The following is a 19,669-nucleotide window of genomic DNA, read 5'->3' as shown; positions in this document are numbered from 1 at the left end:
TTTCCGGTTTTCCCGGCTGCGCTCCCTGGCGACGTGTTGAACTCTAGCGGATTCCCGGCCCAGCTGAAAAATCCGTTCCCGCAGCGTGGCGCGGGGGTGGCCGCCGCATGCCGAACCGCCCCGCCCGGCCCGGGCGTTCTCCCAGGCCCCCGACCTAGACTTTCCGGTACCGGGGCGATCCCCCGGGGCCCGTCCCGCGCCCGCGCGGACCGGCGCCGCCACCAGGCCCCGCCCGGCCGGTCCCGCCGGGCGCCCGGCCCGGCGCCGCCGGCGGGCAGCACCGAAATCCGCGCAGGAGAACCGTGTCCGGCCGCACCGCCCCCCTCAGCCCCGACCAGCCGATGGCCCGCTTCGCCGGCCGCCTCGCCACCGGACTGCGCGAAGTCGGCCACGACCCGGCCGTCCTCGACCGCGGCGGTTTCTGGGCCGTCGCCCACGACTTCGAGGGCCGCCTCACCTGCGCCCGGTTCGCCGACGTCCGCCCCGACCCGGCCCCGCCCGCCACCGCCCGCTGGCAGGGCCCCGCCCCCACCGCCTGGCACAGCTCCCTCGACGCCGACGCCTACCGGGCCGGAGTCCGCCGGATCCGCGAGCACATCGCCGCCGGCGAGGTCTACCAGGCCAACCTCTGCCGGGTGTTGAGCGCCCGGCTGCCCGACCCCGCCCGCACCGACATCGACGCCCTCACCGGCCTGCTCGCCGCCCACAACCCCGCGCCGTACGCAGGAACGATCCGCCTCCCCGAGCACGGCGTCGAGATCGCCACCGCCTCCCCCGAGCTCTACCTCGCCCGCCGCGGCCGCACCGTCCGCTCCGGCCCGATCAAGGGCACCGGCCGCACCGAGCACGACCTGCTCGACAAGGACCACGCCGAGAACGTGATGATCGTCGACCTGGTCCGCAACGACCTCGGCCGGGTCTGCGGGACCGGCACCGTCACCGTCCCCGACCTCTGCGCCGTCGAGAAGCACCCCGGCCTGGTCCACCTGGTCTCCACCGTCGAGGGCACCCTGCGCCCCGACGCCGGCTGGCCCGAGCTCTTCGCCGCCACCTTCCCGCCCGGATCCGTCACCGGCGCCCCCAAGAGCAGCGCCCTGCGGATCATCGACGCCCTGGAGACCGCCCCCCGCGGCCCCTACTGCGGCGCCGTCGGCTGGGTCGACGCCGACCGCGGCGAGGCCGAACTCGCCGTCGGCATCCGCTCCTTCTGGATCGAACGCCCCGCCACCGGCGCCCCCGTCCTCAAGTTCGGCACCGGCGCCGGCATCACCTGGGACTCCGACCCCGACCGCGAATGGCGGGAAACCGAGCTCAAAGCCGCCCGACTGGTGGCGATAGCCTCCACCGGCACCCCCGAAACACCCGAAGGAGCAAGCCGCCGATGATCTGGGTCAACGGAACCCTCAGCACCGAGGACACCGCCGCACTCCCCGTCCTCGACCACGGACTCACCGTCGGCGACGGCGTCTTCGAAACCGTCAAGGCCGAGCACGGCGAACTCTTCGCCCTCACCCGGCACCTCGACCGCCTCACCCGCTCCGCCCGCGGCCTCGGCCTCCCCGACCCCGACCACGACCTGGTCCGCGAAGCCTGCGCCGCCGTCCTCGCCGCCAAGTCGCTGCCGCTCGGCCGCCTGCGCATCACCTACACCGGCGGCACCTCCCCGCTCGGCTCCGAACGCGGCACCGCCGCCCCCAGCCTGGTCGTCGCCTTCGGCAGCGCCCACCCCCGCCCCGAGACCACCGCGGTCGTCACCGTCCCCTGGCGCCGCAACGAGCACTCCGCCGTCACCGGCCTCAAGACCACCTCCTACGCCGAGAACGTCGTCGCCCTCGCCGCCGCCCACCGGGCCGGCGCCAGCGAGGCCCTCCTCGCCAACACCGCCGGCCTGCTCTGCGAGGGCACCGGCTCCAACGTCTTCCTGGTCCTCGACGGCCGCCTGCTCACCCCCACCCTCGCCTCCGGCTGCCTGGCCGGCATCACCCGCCACCTGGTCGTCGACTGGACCGGCGCCGAGGAGGCCGACGTCCCGATCGAGGCCCTCGCCGAAGCCGAGGAGGTCTTCCTGACCTCCACCCTCCGCGACGTCCAGGCCGTCACCCGGATCGACGACCGCGAACTCCCCGGCGTCGGCCCGGTCACCCGCAAGGCCATGGAGGTCTTCGCCGAACGCGCCGCCCAGGACCGCGACCCGGTCTGAACACCGGCGGCAGCACGGGGATAGAAGAACGTCCGGGGCGGGAAAGGGAGACGGCATGACCACCACGTTGCGGCCCGACGGGCCCGAGGAAGCGGGCGTCGGCGGCGGGCGGACGCAGCGCTGGCACATCATGGTGAACGGCCGCCGGGCGGGCGGCCTGCGCACCAACGCGTGGGCCCGCACCGGCCAGTACCCCGGCGAGATCTGCGAACTCGAAGTGGCCGAACCGGACCGCCGCCGCGGCCGCGCCACCGTCGCCGCCCTGGCCGCCGAGGAGGTCCTCCGCTCCTGGGGCTGCGCCCGCGCCCAGGTCACCGTCCCGGCCGGAGCCACCGTCGCCCTGCACCTCGCGCACACCCTCGGCTACACCGAACAGATGCGCAACCTCGGCAAGGACCTCGCCCAACTCCCGCCGATACCAGACGGATTGACGGACCGTCCGATCACCGCCGAGGAGTACCCGGACTGGCGCCGGGACGCCGTCGCCGGCTACCGCGAGGAACTGCTCACCGCCGGCCTCGGCCCCGACGAAGCCACCGCCCGCGCCGAGAACGACCACCGCCGCGCCCTCCCGGTCGGCCCCGGCACCGTCGGCACCGCACTGCGCCACCTGCTGGACGCCGACGGCCGCGTCCTCGGCAGCATCTGGGTCACCCTCCACCAGGACCGCCTCCCCGACGGCAGCCCGCTCGCCTGGGTGATGCTGGTCAAGGTCGCCCCCGAACACCGCGGCCGGGGCCATGGCCGCACCCTCATGCACATCGCCGAACGCGAGTGCCTGCGGGCCGGCGTCCGCCACCTCGGCCTCAACGTCTTCCGCGACAACGGGGTGGCGATCGGGCTGTACGAGTCGCTCGGCTACCGGACCACCCGGCACCTGCTCAGCAAACCCCTGGGCTGACCACCCCCCGCCCCGGGCCGCCCTCAGCCGTTCAGCAGCTCGACGATCCGCTCCCGCAGCCCCTCCTGCGACTGCCCGCCGTCCAGCCGCTTCCCGGCCACCACGTACGTCGGCGTGCCCTTGACCCCGATCGCCCGGCCCTCCGCCACGTCCGAGTCGACCCACAGCATGTGCCGCCCGTCGACCAGCGCGGTGTCCACCTCGTCCGCGTCCACGCCCACCGCACCGGCGATCTCCACCAGCACCGGAGCCCCGCCCCGCTCGACGTCCGCCAGCCGCTCCAGCACGGCCTCCACGAACTCCCAGCCGCGCCCCTGCTCGAACGCCTCCGCCGCCGCCTCGGCCGCCGGGTACGCGTACTTGTGCTTCTCCAGCGGGAAGTGCCGCAGCTCGACGGTCAGCGCGTCGCCGAACCGCTCCCGCAGCGCCCGGACGTCGTCCAGCGCGGTACGGCAGTCGGGGCACAGCAGATCGCACCAGAACTCGACACGGGGCAGCGAGGAATCACTCATGCCGCCAAGTCTCCCAGGTCGGCGGCGCCCCGCCGACCGCCGCCTCAGCGCCCCGGGGCCGGCACCGCCTCCGCCTCGGCCGCGGCCTCCGCCGAGCGCTGCCGGGCCCGGTACGCGGCGACGTGCAGCCGGTTGCCGCAGGTGCGGCTGTCGCAGTAGCGGCGCGAACGGTTGCGGGACAGGTCGACGAAGACCCGGGCGCAGCTCGGCGCCTCGCAGCGGCGCAGCCGCTCCAGCTCGCCGGCCATCACGATGAACGCCAGCGCCATGCTCAGCTCGGCGGCCAGGTGCCGGCCGATCGCGGCGTGCGGGGCGAAGTAGTGGATGTGCCAGCCGTGGTGGTCGTGGTTGGTCAGCCGGGGCGTGGTCCCGGCCTCCGCGACCAGGGCGTTCACCAGCCCGGCGGCCCGCTCGACCGACCCGGCCGAGAACACCTCGCGCAGCCGGGAGCGCAGCTCGTGCACGGCGGCCAGGTCCGCCGGACCGAGCGAGTCGATCTCGCTGATCTCCTGCCGGACCACGAACGCGCTCAGCGCCGCCACGTCGGGCAGCTGTTCGCTGCCGCACGCCTCCGGCGCCGTGTTCAGCAGCTCCACCAGGATGCTCAGCGCGCACTCGGTGTCATGGGTGATCAGCACGTGGGGGCTCCTCACGCGGCGCCGGCCGGGGGCCGTCGCGTCGGTCATCGCGCGCCGACTCTACCGGCCCGGGCCGTCACCGGGGCGGGTGCGCGGGCCGGGACGTGACCAGGCCGTGACGTGAAGCGACCGGATCCGACCGGACGCGGCCCGGACCCGGACGTGACTGGGCCCCGGGCGTCCGCTCCGGTGGGAGGGACGCCCGGGGCCGGCCCCGAGGCCGCCGTGGCGGCTGCGAGCTGCGACCGTGCCCCCGAGTAGGACGGTGCGCATCGAGGCGTTCCCGCCGCCGCGCGACGGCGGGCCGTACTCGTTCGGGGCTCAGTTCTCGGCGAGGATGTGGGAAAGCTCCCGGTCGAGGTCGAAGTGACGGTGTTCGGTGCCGGGGGGCACCGCGGCGTCCGTCCGCTTGAGGAAGGACTCAAGCGCCCGGGCCGGGGCCTCCAGCAGGGCCTCTCCTTCCGGAGAGCTCAGGGCGATGCAAACCACGCCTTGACCGTGGCTGCGGGACGGCCACACCCGGACGTCGCCGGTACCGGTCGGTCGGTGCAGCCCCTCCGCGAGGAGGTCGCGGGCGAACACCCACTCCACGGTCTCGTCTGCTCCGGTGTGGAACGTCGCGTGCACGGCATAGGGGTCGGCAGTGTCGTAGCGCAGGCCCGCGGGGACGGGCAGTGACGACTCGCTGGACACGATGAGGCGCAGGTGCAGCTCGCAGCTGACCGTGGTGTTCATAAGCGCCAGGGCCTTTCGCTCAGTGTGCGCTCGGGGAATCGCACGTCGGCGAACGGACCATCCCACCTGAAAGCCCGGTGTAAACCCGTCTGTCCCGATTCCGGTGCGAGTCGTACCCCTTCCGGCGCATTGCGGAATCCCCCGGCCGGTCCGGTCGCCCGAGCGGCGGACCGGTAACGGCAGGGCATTACCGGGGGTCGCACCGGGGCGGCCGCGGCGGGACTGGAGGAACCCACGAACCTGGTCCGGCGCGCGCCTGGCCGGCCCCCCGTCCGGCCCGGCCCGGCGACCGCCCCGACCGGGGGCGTCACTCGGCGTGCCCGGCCCGCGCCGCTGGTCGGGGCGGTCGGGCGGGGGCCGGCCCCGGGGGCGGGGGAGCGGGGCGGGCGCGGCGGTGGCGAGGGTGTTCGGAGCACCCGCGCGGATGGGGTAATGTTTTCCCTGCACCCGGGCGATTAGCTCAGCGGGAGAGCACTTCGTTCACACCGAAGGGGTCACTGGTTCGATCCCAGTATCGCCCACCGGAATGCACAGGCGTAGGGCTCCGACTTGTTTATCAGGTCGGGGCCCTACGCCTTTTCCGCGTACCGGGCGCCGAGTTCTGACGGTCATTCAACGTGCCGTCCCGGAACGGGAACTGGGGGACCGTCCGGGGAACGGATTGTGAACCGGGGCCCAAGTGGTGCTACAGTTCTTCTCGTTGCCCGGGCGATTAGCTCAGCGGGAGAGCACTTCGTTCACACCGAAGGGGTCACTGGTTCGATCCCAGTATCGCCCACCGAGCACCAACCGCAGGCCCCGACCACGCTGTCGGGGCCTGCGGCGTTTCCCGGGCCGGGCGGTCCCGACGGGGCGTCAGGCCGCCAACTCGCAGGCGTGGCCCGGCTCCAGGCGCTCGCCGCAGTGGCAGCGGGCCGGACGCATCGGCCAGGCCGTGTCCACCCGTTCCGGGGTGCCCGCGCGCTCGAACCACCGCTCCAGGCCGCGTGCCTGCGCCGCGTGCCACACCGCCTGCCGCAGGTGCAGCTCGGCCGGCGTCAGCGCACCGAGGCGCGCCTCGTGCCGGGAGGCCACCGCGCGCACCAGGTCCATCGCCGCCAGCGCGTCCGCCGCCGCGTCGTGCGCGCCCACCAGCGAGACCCCGTAGTGCGCGCACAGGTCGGTCAGCGTGCGGCGGCCCTTGCGGTAGCGGTCCAGCTGCTTGTCCAGTACCCGCGGGTCGAGCACCAGCAGCTCCGCGCCGCCCAGCACCTCCGGCAGCGAACCCGCCCCGTGCCGGCGCAACTCCCGGTCCAGCAGCGTCAGATCGTACGGAGCGTTCATCACCACCAGCGGCACGCCCGCCCGGGACTGCTCGGCCAGGGCCAGTGCCACCTCCACCGCGACCGCCCGCGGCGGCCGGCCGTGCGCCCGCACCTGCTCGTCCGAGATGCCGTGCACCGCGCGGGCCGGCTCCGGGATCGGCACCCCCGGATTCGCCAGCCACGTCCGGACGGCGGCCTCCCGGCCCGGTGCGGGCTGCACCACCAGGGCGGCCGAAACGATTCTGTCCCGCTCGACGTCGACACCCGTGGTCTCGGTGTCGAAGGACGCCAGCGGGCCGCGGTACCAGGAACGGATCTGCTGCATGACGCCCCCTCAGACGCCGCACGGTCCTTGCCGGGCGGCCGCTGCCACCGAGGACCGGTGCAGCGGCAGCGCCGTGCAGGAGTGATACCGCACTTGGCGGGCGGCCAACCGTCCCGGCGGCCGGATCGTCGCGGAACGTGACCGGACGATCACCCGGGCCGCGAACGGGCCTTGGCGACGGGGACGCGGCCCGGCTCGGTACCATGCACGGTGCAGCGGTTCAGCTGCGCCACGGTAGCCAGAACGTCAGGAGAGACCGGTGACGGACGTCCGGATCATCATCAACCGCGAACCCGATCGGGAAGAGCGCGTGGTGACCACGGGCACTACGGCCGCCGAGCTCTTCGCCGACGACCGCGCCGTGATCGCCGCCCGGATCGGCGGCCAGCTCAAGGACCTCGCCCACGTCGTCCGGGACGGCGACGAGGTCGAACCCGTCGTGATCTCCAGCCCCGACGGCCTCGACATCCTGCGGCACTCCACCGCCCACGTGATGGCCCAGGCCGTCCAGCAGGTCTTCCCCGAGGCCAAGCTCGGCATCGGCCCGCCCGTCCGGGACGGCTTCTACTACGACTTCGACGTCGAGCGGCCGTTCCAGCCGGACGACCTCAAGACCATCGAGAAGAAGATGCAGGAGATCATCAAGCGGGGGCAGAAGTTCTCCCGCCGCGTGGTCACCGACGAGGCCGCCCGCGAGGAGCTCGCCAAGGAGCCCTACAAGCTCGAACTGATCGGCCTCAAGGGCTCGGCCGCCACGGCCGGCGAGGGCGCCGACGTCGAGGTCGGCGCCGGCGAGCTCACCATCTACGACAACCTCGACCCGAAGACCGGCGAGCTCTGCTGGGGCGACCTCTGCCGCGGCCCGCACCTGCCCAGCACCCGGCACATCCCGGCGTTCAAGCTGATGCGCTCGGCCGCCGCCTACTGGCGCGGCAGCGAGCGCAACCCCATGCTGCAGCGCCTCTACGGCACCGCGTGGCCCACCAAGGACGAGCTCAAGGCCCACCTCGACTTCCTGGAGGAGGCCGCCAAGCGCGACCACCGCAAGCTCGGCAACGAGCTCGACCTGTTCTCGATCCCCGAGCAGATCGGCTCCGGCCTCGCCGTCTTCCACCCCAAGGGCGGCATCATCCGCCGCACCATGGAGGACTACTCGCGCAAGCGGCACGAGGAGGAGGGCTACGAGTTCGTCTACACCCCCCACGCCACCAAGGGGAAGCTGTTCGAGACCAGCGGCCACCTCGACTGGTACGCCGACGGCATGTACCCCCCCATGCAGCTGGACGAGGGCGTCGACTACTACCTCAAGCCGATGAACTGCCCGATGCACAACCTGATCTTCGACGCGCGCGGCCGCTCCTACCGCGAACTGCCGCTGCGCCTCTTCGAGTTCGGGACGGTCTACCGCTACGAGAAGTCCGGCGTCGTGCACGGCCTGACCCGCGCCCGCGGCTTCACCCAGGACGACGCGCACATCTACTGCACCCGCGAGCAGATGGCCGACGAGCTGGACCGCACGCTGACCTTCGTGCTGGACCTGCTGCGCGACTACGGCCTGAACGACTTCTACCTGGAGCTGTCCACCAAGGACCCGGAGAAGTTTGTCGGCGGCGATGACGCGTGGGAGGAGGCCACCGCCGTCCTGGCCAGCGTGGCCGAGAAGCAGGGCCTGCCGCTGGTGCCGGACCCGGGCGGCGCGGCCTTCTACGGCCCGAAGATCTCGGTGCAGGCGCGCGACGCGATCGGCCGGACCTGGCAGATGAGCACCATCCAGCTGGACTTCAACCTGCCGGAGCGCTTCGACCTGGAGTACACCGCGGCGGACGGCTCGCGGCAGCGGCCGGTCATGATCCACCGGGCGCTGTTCGGCTCGATCGAGCGCTTCTTCGCGGTGCTGCTGGAGCACTACGCGGGCGCCATGCCGCCGTGGCTGGCCCCGGTCACCGTCACCGGCATCCCGATCACCGACGAGCACGTGCCGTACCTGCTGGACGTGGCGGCCGAGCTGAAGAAGCACGGGATCCGGGTCGAGGTCGACACCTCGGACGACCGGATGCAGAAGAAGATCCGCAACGCCCAGAAGACCAAGGTGCCGTTCATGCTGATCGCGGGCAACGACGACGTCGAGGCGGGCGCGGTGTCGTTCCGCTACCGCAGTGGTGAGCAGAAGAACGGCGTGCCGAAGGCCGAGGCGATCGCGGAGATCGTCGAGGCGGTGCGCAGCCGGGTGCAGGTCTGAGACCTGCGGGACTGACGTGACGGTGCGGGGCGGCCTCCTTCGGGAGGGCGCCCCGCACTGCTCTGTTCGTGGGCCGTGGCGCTTATGCTGGCGGGCATGACGAGTGAGCCGGAACTGCAGCGGGGCGTGGGGGAGCCGGACGGCTTCCGTCGCCTGTGGACACCCCACCGGATGGCGTACATCCAGGGCGAGAACAAGCCCACCGGGCCGGCTCCCGACGACGGTTGTCCGTTCTGCTCGATCCCGAAGCTGAGCGACGAGGACGGGCTGATCGTGCAGCGCGGCGAGTCGGTGTTCGCGGTGCTGAACCTGTACCCGTACAACGGCGGGCACTTGATGGTGGTGCCGTACCGGCACGTCGCGGACTACACCGAGCTGGACGGGCCGGAGACGGCCGAGCTGGGGGAGTTCACCAAGAAGGCGATGACGGCGCTGCGGGCGGCGTCGGGGGCGCACGGGTTCAACATCGGGATGAACCAGGGGGCGGCCGCGGGGGCCGGGATCGCCGCGCACCTGCACCAGCACGTGGTGCCGCGCTGGGGCGGGGACACGAACTTCATGCCGGTGGTGGGGCAGACCAAGGTGCTGCCGCAGCTGCTGGCGGACACCCGGAAGATGCTGTCCGAGGTGTGGCCGGTCTGACAGCGGCTCAGGGGCGTGCGGGAGGGTTCCCGTACGCCCCTGCTGCTCGTGCGGCGGGTCCGGTCAGCCGGCGTCGTACTTGTCGGCGCGGAACGGGCGGGTGCCCTGGATCTCGCTGCGCAGGATGTTGGAGCGGTTGGTGATCCGGTCGGTGGCGACGTCGTGCTCCTCGAGGAACTCGATCACGGCGGCGTGGATGATGCCGACGATCGGGCGGGGCAGGTAGATGGTGTCGTCCGACTTGAAGCGGCTGTTCCAGGTCGGGTCGGCCCAGGCCTGGCGCAGGCAGAGCGGTTCGGGGAAGGCGATCGAGCCGCCGAGCCACTTCTGCAGGCCGGGGATCTTGTGGAAGGGGGCGCGGACGGCCTGCCGGACCACTTCGAGGTCGGTGACGACCGGGAGTTGGACGGTGCGGGTCTCCCAGAACCGGAAGGTCTTGGTGACGTCCTTCTCGGGGACCTTCGGCTTGCCGGTGAAGTAGCCGTTGATCGGGCCGAGGGTGTGCGGGGTGACGTGGATCTGCAGGTTGTGGGCGAGCACCATCACGTTGACGACGATGGTGGCGACCAACTGGCCCTTGTGCAGGACGAACTGGACGGCGATCCGGTGCCGGGTCTCGGCGCCGAGGCTCTGCTTGCTGGCGAGTTCCTGGACGGCGAAGTCGCGCATCCGGTCGCCGTCCATGTCGGGGCCGGAGGGGCGGCCGATCTCGTCGGCGCCCTCGCCGATGTCCAGCAGCACCCAGTGGCTGATCTGCGGGCGGGGCAGGCCGCCGTTGGGCACGTCGCTGCTGGTCAGGCCGGAGAGGCGGTCGGCGATCCGGCGGGTGAGGTCGGCGACGTGGAAGGTCCGGAAGTCGGTGTGGCCCTCGGCGGGGCGGAGGTCCTCGGCCAGGGACCACTCGGCCCAGCGGGCGCCGATGCCGAGGATGCCCTTGGGTCCGGCCTGGTGCTGGACGTTGGTGGCCTGTTCGGTGGTGAGGCGGTCCAGGCCGGCCTTGAGCGCGTTGGCCTTCTTGTCCAGGTGGTCCTTGGGGACGGCCTTGGGGACGACGGCGGCGACCGGGCTGCCGCCGACCAGGTCCCCCCAGCGGGCGCGCTGCTGCATGACGCTGGCGACCACGGTGCGCTTGGCCAGGTACCAGCCGAGGACCGGGCCGAGCATCACCACCCGGAAGTAGAGGCCGAGCGGGCCGCCGAAGGGCGGGCGGATCAGCAGCAGGAGGGTCAGGCCGAGGGCGAGCAGCAGGGCCAGGGTGCCGATGAAGCCGTCCTTGGCGGCGGACTTCTTGCTGCCGAGCCAGGCGCGGGCCTGGTAGGCGGCCAGCCAGACCAGGGTGCCGGGCAGGAAGAGCAGGCCGAAGAGCAGGCTGAGGCCGGCCAGCTTGCGGTCCCGGGCCTCGCGGAGGTCCTCGGCGGCGAGGCAGTGCTCGACGACCATCCGGACGTCGGTGCCGTGCGAGGGGACCAGCGGTTTGCGGCCGCCGCCGAGGGTGCGGTCGATCAGGGCGCGGCTGAAGGCCTCGCCGGCGCTGGGGCGGAAGAGCGCGAACTTGCCCTTCTTGACCGTGACTCCGGTGAGGACTTCCAGTTCGGTGTAGTCGCCGTTGCGGTAGGCGGCGGAGGAGAACGCCTGGGTGACCGCGGTCTGGTTGCCGACGTCCGTCCGTGGTACCTGCGCGCCCGGCGTCATGTCGAGCTGAGTCACCTGTGCAGCTCCTTCTCCCCTGATCGATCTGCGGCAGGTTACCGTGCGGGGGCCGGGCCGTGCGGATCATCGGCTGATCCTGGGTCACATATCGGCCGCGCGCGGCGTTTCCGGGGTGATGCTGCCCCGTGCGGGCGGGTTCGACGCCCCCGGTTTGTCGGCCGGTGCCGCGGGGGTGGAGGATCTCGGGCATGACGAGTGCGTACGCACCGGGGCCGGTGCTGGTTTTCGACGGTGATTGCGCGTTCTGTTCCAGCTGCGTGCGGTGGGCGGAGCGCTACCCGCGGCAGAGCCTGTCCTCGGCGGGGTGGGACGCGGTGGCGTGGCAGTTCGCGGACATGGCGGCGCTGGCGGAGTTCACCGGCGGGGAGGTGTCGGCGGAGCGGGCCTCGCGGGAGGTGCTGTGGGTGACGCCGGACCGCCGGGTGTACGGCGGGGCGCAGGCGCTGGCGCGGCTGCTGATGCGGTCGGGCGGGCTGTGGGCGTGGGCCGGCGGGGCGCTGGCGCTGGCGCCGGTTCGGCCGGTGGCGGACGTGGTCTACCGCTGGGTGGCGAAGAACCGGGACCGGATGCCGGGCGGTACTCCGGCGTGCGCGCTGCCGCGGCGTTCCTGACGGCGGGTCAGCCGTCGGTGTGCCGGGCGGCGAGGTGGGCGGGCATCGGGGCGTGCCGCAGGTAGCTGCGGGTGAACTGGCCGGTTCCGTGCGACAGCGAGCGCAGGTCGAGCGGGTAGCGGGTGAGTTCGAGCTCGGGGACCTCGGCGCGGACCAGGCTGAGGCCGGGTCCGCCGACCTCGGTGCCCAGGACGTGTCCGCGCCGGGCGGAGAGGTCGGTGAGGACGGCGCCCTGGTACTCGTCGGGGAGCAGCACGCGCACTTCGTCGACGGGTTCCAGGACGGCGACGGCGGTGTGGTCGGCGGCTTCCTTGAGGGCGAGGGCGGCGGCGGTCTGGAAGGCGGCGTCGGAGGAGTCGACGGAGTGCGCCTTGCCGTCGGTGAGGGTGACCCGGACGTCGGTCATCGGGTGGCCGTGCAGGCCTTGGGCGAGCTGGGCGCGGACGCCCTTCTCGACGGAGGGCACGAAGTGGCGGGGGACGGCGCCGCCGACGACGCGGTCGACGAATTCGAAGCCGCCGCCGGGCAGTGGTTCGACGGTGAGGTCGCAGACGGCGTACTGGCCGTGGCCGCCGGACTGCTTGACGTGCCGGCCGTGGCCGTCGGCGGGGGCGGCGAAGGTCTCGCGCAGGGCGACCCGGTAGTCGACGGTGTCGATGTGGACGCCGTGGCGGGTGGTGAGGCGGTCGAAGGTGACGGCGAGGTGGGCCTCGCCGGTGCACCACAGGACGAGCTGGTGGGTGTCGGGGTTCTGTTCGACGCGCAGGGCCGGGTCCTGGGCGGCGAGCTTGCCGAGGGCCTGGGAGAGCCTGTCCTCGTCGGCCTTGGAGTGGGCCCGGACGGCGGTGGGGAGCAGGGCTTCGGGCAGTGGCCAGGGCGGTAGGACGGTGCGGTCGGTGGTGAGGGTGTCGCCGGTGCGGGCGGCGGTGAGCTTGGTGACGGTGGCGAGGTCGCCGGCGACGGCCTGCGGGACGGGGCGCAGCTGGTGGCCGAGGGGGCTGTGCAGGGCGGTGAGGCGTTCCTCGGTGCCGTCGGGGAGGTGGGCGGCGGTGTCGGGGCGCAGGGTGCCGGTGAAGACCTTGAGCAGGCTGAGGCGGCCGAGGTAGGGGTCCTCGCCGGTGTGCACGACCTGGGCGGTGAGCGGGGCGTCCGGGTCCGGTGCGGGGAGGGCGTCGGTGCGGTCGGCGGGGGAGGGGAAGGCGTCGGCGAGCAGGTCGAGCAGGGCGTCGCAGCCGGTGCCGTCGGGGGCGGTGGCCAGGACGGGGTGCAGGGTGCCGGCCAGCAGTTCGCGGCGCAGGCCGGCGGTGAGGGCGGCGGTCTCCAGGGGCTCGCCGTCGAGGTAGCGGGCCATCAGGGTGTCGTCCTCGCCGGCCAGGGCCTCGACCAGGCGGGCGCGTTCGGCGGCCAGGTCGGGGGTGTCGCCGGGGGCGCCGTAGGTGCGGCCGGTGAGCAGGTCGGTGCTGCCGTACAGGTGGCCGTCGCGCAGGTCGGCGTGGTGCAGGGGGCGGACGGTGTCGGGGGTGCCGAGGGTGTCCTGGAGCATCCGCAGGACGTCGTCGAGGCGGACCCGGGCGGTGTTCAGGTGGGTGAGGACGATCGCGCGGGGGAGGCGGGCGTCCTCGCACTGCTGCCACAGGGCGCGGACCGGGCGCGGGACCTCGGGGTCGGCGGCGGAGTGGACGAACAGGGCGGCTTCGGCGGCGCGCAGGGCGGCCTGGAGTTCGCCGGCGAAGTCGGCGTAGCCGGGGGCGTCGATCAGGTTGACCTTGAGGTCGCGCCAGGGGAGCGGGAGGAGGGCGAGCTGGACGGAGCGCTGCTGCTGGTGCTCGATGTCCTCCCAGTCGGCGGTGGTGGTGCCGTCGGGGACGGTGCCGGGTCTGGTCAGGACGCCGGCGGTGTGGGCGAGCGCTTCGGCGAGGGTGGTCTTCCCGGCTCCGCCGGCCCCGACCAGGGCCACGTTGCGGAGCCGGTCGGGTCGGTCGGCGGGCGGTGCGGGGGTGTGGGCCGTCCGGTCCGGCATGGCTGGCCTCCTGCCGCTCGATCAGCGTGGATACCATTGTCCGGCCGGGCGGGTCCATTCGCGCGGCCGCCCGGCGGGCAAGGTCCTGTCCGGTCGATCCTGTCGGACCAGCGCGCGGCGTTGGGCGCCCGGCTGGGCGTGCGCCCGAGCCGCCCTCGTACTGGATGTACTTGGGTGGTTCGGACGTGCGGCCAGGCGGGATGCCCGGCGTCGTGCGCCCGGCAGGATCGACCGGACAGGGCCTGGCTGCTCGCGGGTGCCAATCCGAGGAGCGGAGCGGACCGGAAGGCCATGCTCAACAAGTACGCGCGTGCCTTCTTCACACGTGTCCTCACCCCGTTCGCCGCGATGCTGCTGCGGTGGGGTGTCAGTCCGGACGCGGTCACGCTGATCGGTACGGCCGGGTCGGTGGCTGGCGCGCTGGTGTTCTTCCCGCGCGGGGAGTTCTTCTGGGGCGTGATCACCGTCACGCTGTTCATCTTCTCCGACCTGGTGGACGGCAACATGGCCCGCCAGGCGGGCCGCTCCAGCAAGTGGGGCGCGTTCCTGGACTCGACGCTGGACCGGGTCGCCGACGCGGCGATCTTCGGCGGTCTGGCGATGTGGTACGCCGGGGGCGGGAACAACGACCTGCTGTGCGCGGTGTCGATCTTCTGCCTGGCCAGCGGCCAGGTGGTGTCGTACACCAAGGCGCGCGGCGAGTCGCTGGGCTTCCCGGTGAACGTCTCGGGCCTGGTGGAACGGGCCGAGCGGCTGGTGATCAGCCTGACCGCGGCCGGGTTCGCGGGCCTGCACAAGTTCGGGGTGCCGTATATCGAGTGGCTGCTGCCGGTCGCCCTGTGGGCGGTCGCGGCGGGCAGCCTGGTGACGGTGGCGCAGCGGATGCTGACGGTGCGCCGGGAGTCGGCGGAGCTGGAGGCGGCGGCCGCCGCCGAGGGGGTCAAGTGAGGGAACGGTTGGTCGACGCCGCGTACGCGGCCGGGTGGGCGGGGCTCAAGCACCTGCCCGAGCCGGTGGCCCGCGGCCTGTTCGACACCATCGCCGACGTGGCGTGGCGGCGGCAGGGCAAGGGGGTGCGGCAGCTGGAGGCCAACCTGTCGCGGGTCCACCCGGACGCGGACGCGGTGCGGCTGCGGGAGCTGTCCCGGGCCGGGATGCGCTCGTACCTGCGGTACTGGCGGGAGTCGTTCCGGCTGCCGACCTGGAGCCGGGAGCGGATCGCCGGTGCCATAACGGTGAAGAACCTGGAGCAGCTGAACGAGGCGATGGCGGCCGGGCGGGGCGCGGTGCTGGCGCTGCCGCACATGGCGAACTGGGACCTGGCGGGGGCGTGGATCGCCTCGGCGGGCGGGTTCCCGTTCACCACGGTCGCGGAGCGGCTGAAGCCGGAGTCGCTGTTCGACCGGTTCGTGGCCTACCGGGAGAGCCTGGGGATGGAGGTGCTGGCGCTGACCGGCTCCCAGGTCTCGGTGGTGGGGACGCTGGCGCGGCGGCTGCGCGAGGGCAAGCTGGTGTGCCTGGTGGGCGACCGGGACCTCTCGGAGGCCGGGATCCAGGTGGACTTCTTCGGCGAGCCGACCCGGATGCCGGCCGGTCCGGCGGCGCTGGCCCAGCGGACGGGGGCGGCGCTGTTCCCGGTGTCGCTCTGGTACGACGGGGCGATGCTGCGGGCCGAGGTGCACCCCGAGGTGGTGCCGTCCGGCGAGGGCACCCGGCAGGAGCAGGCCGCGGCGATGACCCAGGCGATGGCCGACGTGTGGGCGGAGGCGATCCGCGAGCACTCGGTGGACTGGCACATGCTGCAGAAGCTGTGGCTGGCCGACCTGACGCCCCGTCGGGAGGCGTCGTGAGGATCGGCGTGGTGTGCCCGTACGACTGGGACGTGCCCGGCGGGGTGCAGTTCCACATCCGGGACCTGGCGGAGCACCTGATCCGGCTGGGGCACGAGGTGTCGGTGCTGGCCCCGGCGGAGGACGAGGAGGCGCTGCCGCCGTACGTGGTCTCGGCGGGGCGGGCGGTGGCGGTGCCGTACAACGGGTCGGTGGCGCGGCTGAGCTTCGGCATCCTGTCGGCGGCCCGGGTGCGGCGCTGGCTGCGCGAGGGCCGGTTCGACGTGCTGCACGTGCACGAGCCGAACTCGCCGTCGCTGTCGATGCTGGCGGCCTGGGCGGCGACCGGGCCGATGGTGGGGACGTTCCACACCTCCAACCCGCGCTCGCGGGCGATGATCGCGGCCTCGCCGATCCTGCAGCCGGGCCTGGAGAAGATGTCGGGCCGGATCGCGGTGTCCGAGTACGCCCGGCGCACCCTGGTCGAGCACCTGGGCGGGGACGCGGTGGTGATCCCGAACGGCGTGGACGTGCGGTTCTTCGCGGACGCCGAGCCGGAGCCGAAGTGGCAGGGCGGCGCGGCCGAGGGCGGCCCGGGGACGATCGGCTTCATCGGGCGGATCAACGAGCCGCGCAAGGGCCTGCCGACGCTGCTGGCCGCGCTGCCGCGGATCCTGGCCGAGCGCCCGGGCGTGCGGCTGCTGGTCGCGGGCAAGGGCGACGAGGAGGAGGCGGTGGCGGGCCTGGCGCCCGAGGTGCGGGCCCGGGTCGAGTTCCTCGGCATGGTCTCGGACCGGGACAAGGCCCGGCTGCTGCGCAGCGTGGACCTGTACGTGGCGCCGAACACCGGCGGCGAGTCCTTCGGCATCATCCTGGTCGAGGCGATGTCGGCGGGCGCCCCGGTGCTGGCCAGCGACCTGGACGCGTTCCGCCAGGTGCTGGACGGCGGCGCGGCCGGCGAGCTGTTCCCGGTGGAGGACGCGGACGCGCTGGCCGCCTCGGCGGTCAAGCTGCTGGGCAGCCCGGAGCGGCTGCTGGCGCTGCGCGAGGCGGCCTCCCGGCACGTGCGGCGCTTCGACTGGGAGACGGTCGGCGCCGAGGTGCTGTCGGTGTACGAGACGGTCACCCACGGGCGGCCCCCGGTGGCCGAGCTGGAACCGTCCGACCGGCGTCCGCGCCAGAGCCGATGACCCCGCACCGCCCCGAGAGGTAGCCCCGCATGCCGTTGATCACCGTCGACTACACCGACCGGCTCGCCGGTTCCTTCGACCGGCGCGGCTTCGGCCTGGCCCTGAACCGGCTGGCGGTGAAGCTGCTGGACGCCAAGCCGGAGAAGTGCAAGACCAGGTTCCGGCGCACCGAGGAGAACGTGGTCGGGGCGGACGCCGAGACCTTCGCGCTGGTCGCGGTCCGGGTCGAGGTCTTCCCGGGGCGCAGCGCGGAGGCCAAGGCGGCGCTGGCCGGGGCGGTGGTGGAGGCGCTGCCCGAGTACCTGGGGGCGGACGCCGGAGCGGTGCAGGTCGCCGTCCAGGTCGAGGAGTTGGACCACCTCGCCTACCGCTCGGCGGTCCTCGGGGGCTGAGCCGGTACCGTAGCGCCCCGTGGCTACCTGGATCTGGGCCGTTGCGGCCGTCGTACTGTTCGCCGTCTACCTGAGCTGGACGGCGGGCAGGCTCGACCGGCTGCACGCCCGGATCGACGCCGCCCGGGCCTCGCTGGACGCCCAGCTGCTGCGCCGCTCCTCGGTCGCGGTGGAGCTGGCCACCTCCTCGCTGCTGGACCCGGCCGCGTCGATCCTGCTGCTGGAGGCCGCGCACGCGGCCCGGCAGGCCGAGGACGAGCAGCGCGAGGTCGCGGAGAGCGAGCTGAGCCTGGCGCTGCGGGCGGTGCTGGACGAGCCGGCGCAGGTCGGCGCCCTGCGGGCGGCGCCGGGCGGCGAGGAGGCGGTGCGCGACCTGGTCGAGGCGGTGCGCCGGGTGCCGATGGCGCGGCGCTTCCACAACGACGCGGTGCGGGCGGCCCGGGCGGTGCGCGAGCACCGGCTGGTGCGCTACTTCCGCCTCGCGGGGCGGGCGCCGTTCCCGATGGCCTTCGAGATGGACGACGAGCCCCCGGTGGCCCTCACGCCCGAGGGCGCGCCCGCGTAGGCTGACAGCGTTTCCTGCCGAAACCGGGCCGCTGGCCTGATTGTCGTATGCCGGGGACGGCCCTGGACCATGTGGCGCATGGGTCGTGGGGTCGCCGGGCCTACGATGGATCGATAGCACCGGTTCATCCCTGAGTGAGGTCTTACGTGTCCACCACCCCCACTTCCGCTGAGCAGCCCCAGGTCGGCACCGCCCGGGTCAAGCGCGGCATGGCCGAGCAGCTCAAGGGCGGCGTGATCATGGACGTGGTCAACGCCGAGCAGGCGAAGATCGCCGAGGACGCCGGTGCGGTCGCGGTCATGGCGCTGGAGCGCGTTCCGGCCGACATCCGCAAGGACGGCGGCGTGGCCCGGATGTCCGACCCGAACATGATCGAGGAGATCATCGCCGCGGTCTCCATCCCGGTGATGGCCAAGTCCCGGATCGGCCACTTCGTCGAGGCCCAGGTGCTGCAGTCGCTCGGCGTCGACTACATCGACGAGTCCGAGGTGCTCACCCCGGCCGACGAGGTCAACCACTCCGACAAGTGGGCGTTCACCACCCCCTTCGTCTGCGGCGCCACCAACCTGGGCGAGGCGCTGCGCCGGATCGCCGAGGGCGCGGCCATGATCCGCTCCAAGGGCGAGGCCGGCACCGGCAACGTGGTGGAGGCCGTCCGCCACCTGCGCCAGATCAAGAACGAGATCGCCAAGCTGCGCGGCTTCGACAACAACGAGCTGTACGCGGCCGCCAAGGAGCTGCGCGCCCCGTACGAGCTGGTCCGCGAGGTCGCCGAGCTCGGCAAGCTGCCGGTCGTGCTGTTCTCGGCCGGCGGCGTGGCCACCCCGGCCGACGCCGCGCTGATGCGCCAGCTCGGCGCCGAGGGCGTGTTCGTCGGCTCCGGCATCTTCAAGTCGGGCGACCCGGCCAAGCGCGCCGCCGCCATCGTGAAGGCCACCACCTTCTTCGACGACCCGAAGATCATCGCGGACGCCTCCCGCAACCTGGGCGAGGCCATGGTCGGCATCAACTGCGACACCCTGCCGGAGACCGAGCGCTACGCCAACCGCGGCTGGTAAGTACCCACGCGTCCGGCCCGCCGTGCGAGTTCCCGGTACGGCGGGCCGCTGCGTGGCTCCCGGGCCCTGTAGTTCGAGAACGAAGAGGTAGTGAGACCGTGAGCACCCCCACCATCGGCGTCCTGGCCCTGCAGGGCGACGTCCGCGAGCACCTGGTGGCGCTGGCCGCCGCCGACGCGCTGGCCCGGCCGGTGCGCCGCCCCGAGGAGCTGGCCGAGGTCGACGCGCTGGTGATGCCCGGCGGCGAGTCCACCACCATCTCCAAGCTGGCGGTGCTGTTCGGCCTGATGGACCCGCTGCGCGAGCGGGTCGCGGCCGGCATGCCGGTGTACGGCACCTGCGCGGGCATGATCCTGCTGGCCGACAAGATCCTGGACGGCCGGGACGACCAGGAGGGCGTCGGCGGCATCGACATGACGGTGCGCCGCAACGCCTTCGGCCGGCAGAACGAGTCCTTCGAGACCGCGATCCCGTTCGCCGGCCTGGCCGGTGACCCGGTCACCGGCGTGTTCATCCGCGCCCCCTGGGTCGAGGCGGTCGGTGCGGGCGTCGAGGTGCTGGCCGAGGTGCCGGCCGCGGACGGCCCGGAGGCCCGGATCGTCGCGGTCCGCCAGGGCAACCTGCTGGCCACCTCCTTCCACCCGGAGCTGACCGGCGACCACCGCGTCCACGAGTACTTCGTCCGGATGGTCGAGGCCGCCGGGCGCTGAGCGCCCGGTGCGGCGCAGTGACCGTGTGCCACCTGACGGTGCGGCACCGGTAGGATCTCCCCTGTTCATTTCCCATTGGCGACGAAAA

Annotated in this window: 19 protein-coding genes and 2 tRNA genes; 15 read left to right on the top strand and 6 right to left on the bottom strand. The window is 73.2% G+C overall.

Annotated elements, in window-relative coordinates; genetic code table 11:
* The first annotated feature begins 341 nt into the window (after window positions 1–341).
* Genes OU787_RS04485 through OU787_RS04475 form a run of 3 tightly spaced genes read left to right on the top strand, consistent with a single transcriptional unit; the run spans window position 342 to window position 3,101 of the window.
* The gene (locus OU787_RS04485) at window positions 342–1,385 is read left to right on the top strand and encodes a chorismate-binding protein (protein WP_268661802.1); all 1,044 of its coding nucleotides are present in this window, start codon (window positions 342–344) and stop codon (window positions 1,383–1,385) included.
* Window positions 1,382–2,200 (top strand): aminotransferase class IV, encoded by an 819-nt coding sequence (locus OU787_RS04480; protein WP_268658605.1) that lies wholly within the window; start codon window positions 1,382–1,384, stop codon window positions 2,198–2,200. Before OU787_RS04485 ends, OU787_RS04480 begins: the two co-directional genes overlap by 4 nt.
* A gap of 55 nt (window positions 2,201–2,255) precedes the next feature.
* Window positions 2,256–3,101, top strand: coding sequence for a GNAT family N-acetyltransferase (locus OU787_RS04475; RefSeq protein WP_268658604.1), 846 nt, complete (start codon window positions 2,256–2,258; stop codon window positions 3,099–3,101).
* A 23-nt stretch (window positions 3,102–3,124) separates the two neighbouring features.
* Here OU787_RS04475 and OU787_RS04470 read toward each other — a convergent pair whose 3' ends face one another.
* The 3 genes from OU787_RS04470 to OU787_RS04460 all read right to left on the bottom strand — a co-directional run bounded on the left by OU787_RS04470 (window position 3,125) and on the right by OU787_RS04460 (window position 4,986).
* Window positions 3,125–3,613, bottom strand: a complete 489-nt coding sequence (locus OU787_RS04470; RefSeq protein WP_030459105.1) for a DsbA family protein — start codon at window positions 3,611–3,613, stop codon at window positions 3,125–3,127.
* A 44-nt stretch (window positions 3,614–3,657) separates the two neighbouring features.
* Window positions 3,658–4,251, bottom strand: coding sequence for a CGNR zinc finger domain-containing protein (locus OU787_RS04465; protein ID WP_030459106.1), 594 nt, complete (start codon window positions 4,249–4,251; stop codon window positions 3,658–3,660).
* 321 nt (window positions 4,252–4,572) lie between these two features.
* Window positions 4,573–4,986 carry an SsgA family sporulation/cell division regulator gene (locus OU787_RS04460; protein WP_030459107.1) on the bottom strand — a complete coding sequence of 138 codons (414 nt, stop codon included), beginning with the start codon at window positions 4,984–4,986 and terminating at the stop codon, window positions 4,573–4,575.
* A gap of 449 nt (window positions 4,987–5,435) precedes the next feature.
* On the opposite strand from OU787_RS04460, the gene OU787_RS04455 reads away from it, so the two are divergent.
* Window positions 5,436–5,507: transfer RNA gene (locus OU787_RS04455), tRNA-Val, on the top strand.
* A gap of 185 nt (window positions 5,508–5,692) precedes the next feature.
* Window positions 5,693–5,764, top strand: a tRNA-Val gene (locus OU787_RS04450).
* 77 nt (window positions 5,765–5,841) lie between these two features.
* Here the strand turns inward: OU787_RS04450 and OU787_RS04445 are convergent.
* A complete protein-coding gene (locus tag OU787_RS04445) occupies window positions 5,842–6,606 on the bottom strand; it encodes an exonuclease domain-containing protein (protein WP_268661801.1) in 765 nt (254 codons plus the stop codon).
* A gap of 268 nt (window positions 6,607–6,874) precedes the next feature.
* Between OU787_RS04445 and thrS the strand changes: the two genes are divergently transcribed.
* Both thrS and OU787_RS04435 read left to right on the top strand, forming a co-directional pair.
* The gene (gene thrS, locus OU787_RS04440) at window positions 6,875–8,854 is read left to right on the top strand and encodes a threonine--tRNA ligase (protein ID WP_268658603.1); all 1,980 of its coding nucleotides are present in this window, start codon (window positions 6,875–6,877) and stop codon (window positions 8,852–8,854) included.
* 84 nt (window positions 8,855–8,938) lie between these two features.
* Window positions 8,939–9,496, top strand: coding sequence for an HIT family protein (locus OU787_RS04435; RefSeq protein ID WP_030459110.1), 558 nt, complete (start codon window positions 8,939–8,941; stop codon window positions 9,494–9,496).
* A 63-nt stretch (window positions 9,497–9,559) separates the two neighbouring features.
* On the opposite strand, the gene OU787_RS04430 is transcribed toward OU787_RS04435, so the two are convergent.
* Window positions 9,560–11,203: a hypothetical protein gene (locus tag OU787_RS04430; RefSeq protein WP_030459111.1), complete on the bottom strand. Its 1,644-nt coding sequence runs from the start codon at window positions 11,201–11,203 to the stop codon at window positions 9,560–9,562.
* A gap of 191 nt (window positions 11,204–11,394) precedes the next feature.
* On the opposite strand from OU787_RS04430, the gene OU787_RS04425 reads away from it, so the two are divergent.
* On the top strand, window positions 11,395–11,817 hold the full coding sequence (locus tag OU787_RS04425) for a thiol-disulfide oxidoreductase DCC family protein (protein ID WP_030459112.1): 423 nt from the start codon (window positions 11,395–11,397) through the stop codon (window positions 11,815–11,817).
* Between the two features lie 7 nt (window positions 11,818–11,824).
* On the opposite strand, the gene OU787_RS04420 is transcribed toward OU787_RS04425, so the two are convergent.
* Window positions 11,825–13,837, bottom strand: coding sequence for an elongation factor G (locus OU787_RS04420; protein WP_268658602.1), 2,013 nt, complete (start codon window positions 13,835–13,837; stop codon window positions 11,825–11,827).
* 291 nt (window positions 13,838–14,128) lie between these two features.
* On the opposite strand from OU787_RS04420, the gene pgsA reads away from it, so the two are divergent.
* The 7 genes from pgsA to pdxT all read left to right on the top strand — a co-directional run bounded on the left by pgsA (window position 14,129) and on the right by pdxT (window position 19,581).
* The gene (pgsA, locus tag OU787_RS04415; RefSeq protein WP_123557439.1) at window positions 14,129–14,785 is read left to right on the top strand and encodes a phosphatidylinositol phosphate synthase; all 657 of its coding nucleotides are present in this window, start codon (window positions 14,129–14,131) and stop codon (window positions 14,783–14,785) included.
* A complete protein-coding gene (locus OU787_RS04410; RefSeq protein ID WP_030459115.1) occupies window positions 14,782–15,687 on the top strand; it encodes a phosphatidylinositol mannoside acyltransferase in 906 nt (301 codons plus the stop codon). Before pgsA ends, OU787_RS04410 begins: the two co-directional genes overlap by 4 nt.
* Window positions 15,684–16,856, top strand: coding sequence for a glycosyltransferase family 4 protein (locus OU787_RS04405; protein ID WP_030459116.1), 1,173 nt, complete (start codon window positions 15,684–15,686; stop codon window positions 16,854–16,856). The genes OU787_RS04410 and OU787_RS04405 overlap by 4 nt, the downstream gene beginning before the upstream one ends.
* 29 nt (window positions 16,857–16,885) lie before the next feature.
* The gene (locus OU787_RS04400; RefSeq protein ID WP_030459117.1) at window positions 16,886–17,248 is read left to right on the top strand and encodes a tautomerase family protein; all 363 of its coding nucleotides are present in this window, start codon (window positions 16,886–16,888) and stop codon (window positions 17,246–17,248) included.
* 19 nt (window positions 17,249–17,267) lie between these two features.
* On the top strand, window positions 17,268–17,813 hold the full coding sequence (locus OU787_RS04395) for a hypothetical protein (protein ID WP_030459118.1): 546 nt from the start codon (window positions 17,268–17,270) through the stop codon (window positions 17,811–17,813).
* Window positions 17,814–17,959: 146 nt separating this feature from the next.
* Complete coding sequence (gene pdxS / locus OU787_RS04390) at window positions 17,960–18,871, top strand: pyridoxal 5'-phosphate synthase lyase subunit PdxS (protein WP_030459119.1); 912 nt, start codon at window positions 17,960–17,962, stop codon at window positions 18,869–18,871.
* Between the two features lie 98 nt (window positions 18,872–18,969).
* On the top strand, window positions 18,970–19,581 hold the full coding sequence (gene pdxT / locus OU787_RS04385; protein WP_030459120.1) for a pyridoxal 5'-phosphate synthase glutaminase subunit PdxT: 612 nt from the start codon (window positions 18,970–18,972) through the stop codon (window positions 19,579–19,581).
* The last annotated feature ends 88 nt before the right edge of the window (window positions 19,582–19,669 follow it).

The organism is Kitasatospora sp. YST-16, from assembly GCF_026802215.1.
In the GTDB taxonomy this organism is placed as follows: domain Bacteria; phylum Actinomycetota; class Actinomycetes; order Streptomycetales; family Streptomycetaceae; genus Kitasatospora; species Kitasatospora cineracea.
Note: the sequence above shows the minus strand (reverse complement) of the source record. Positions and strands in the feature narration are given on the sequence as shown.

Coding starts and splice junctions, on each gene's coding strand:
- OU787_RS04425 (WP_030459112.1), top strand. CDS start 11,395: ATGACGAGTGCGTACGCACCGGGGCCGGTGCTGGTTTTCGACGGTGAT.
- pgsA (WP_123557439.1), top strand. CDS start 14,129: ATGCTCAACAAGTACGCGCGTGCCTTCTTCACACGTGTCCTCACCCCG.
- OU787_RS04470 (WP_030459105.1), bottom strand. CDS start 3,613: ATGAGTGATTCCTCGCTGCCCCGTGTCGAGTTCTGGTGCGATCTGCTG.
- OU787_RS04485 (WP_268661802.1), top strand. CDS start 342: ATGGCCCGCTTCGCCGGCCGCCTCGCCACCGGACTGCGCGAAGTCGGC.
- OU787_RS04475 (WP_268658604.1), top strand. CDS start 2,256: ATGACCACCACGTTGCGGCCCGACGGGCCCGAGGAAGCGGGCGTCGGC.
- OU787_RS04400 (WP_030459117.1), top strand. CDS start 16,886: ATGCCGTTGATCACCGTCGACTACACCGACCGGCTCGCCGGTTCCTTC.
- OU787_RS04480 (WP_268658605.1), top strand. CDS start 1,382: ATGATCTGGGTCAACGGAACCCTCAGCACCGAGGACACCGCCGCACTC.
- OU787_RS04460 (WP_030459107.1), bottom strand. CDS start 4,986: ATGAACACCACGGTCAGCTGCGAGCTGCACCTGCGCCTCATCGTGTCC.
- OU787_RS04420 (WP_268658602.1), bottom strand. CDS start 13,837: ATGCCGGACCGGACGGCCCACACCCCCGCACCGCCCGCCGACCGACCC.
- OU787_RS04435 (WP_030459110.1), top strand. CDS start 8,939: ATGCTGGCGGGCATGACGAGTGAGCCGGAACTGCAGCGGGGCGTGGGG.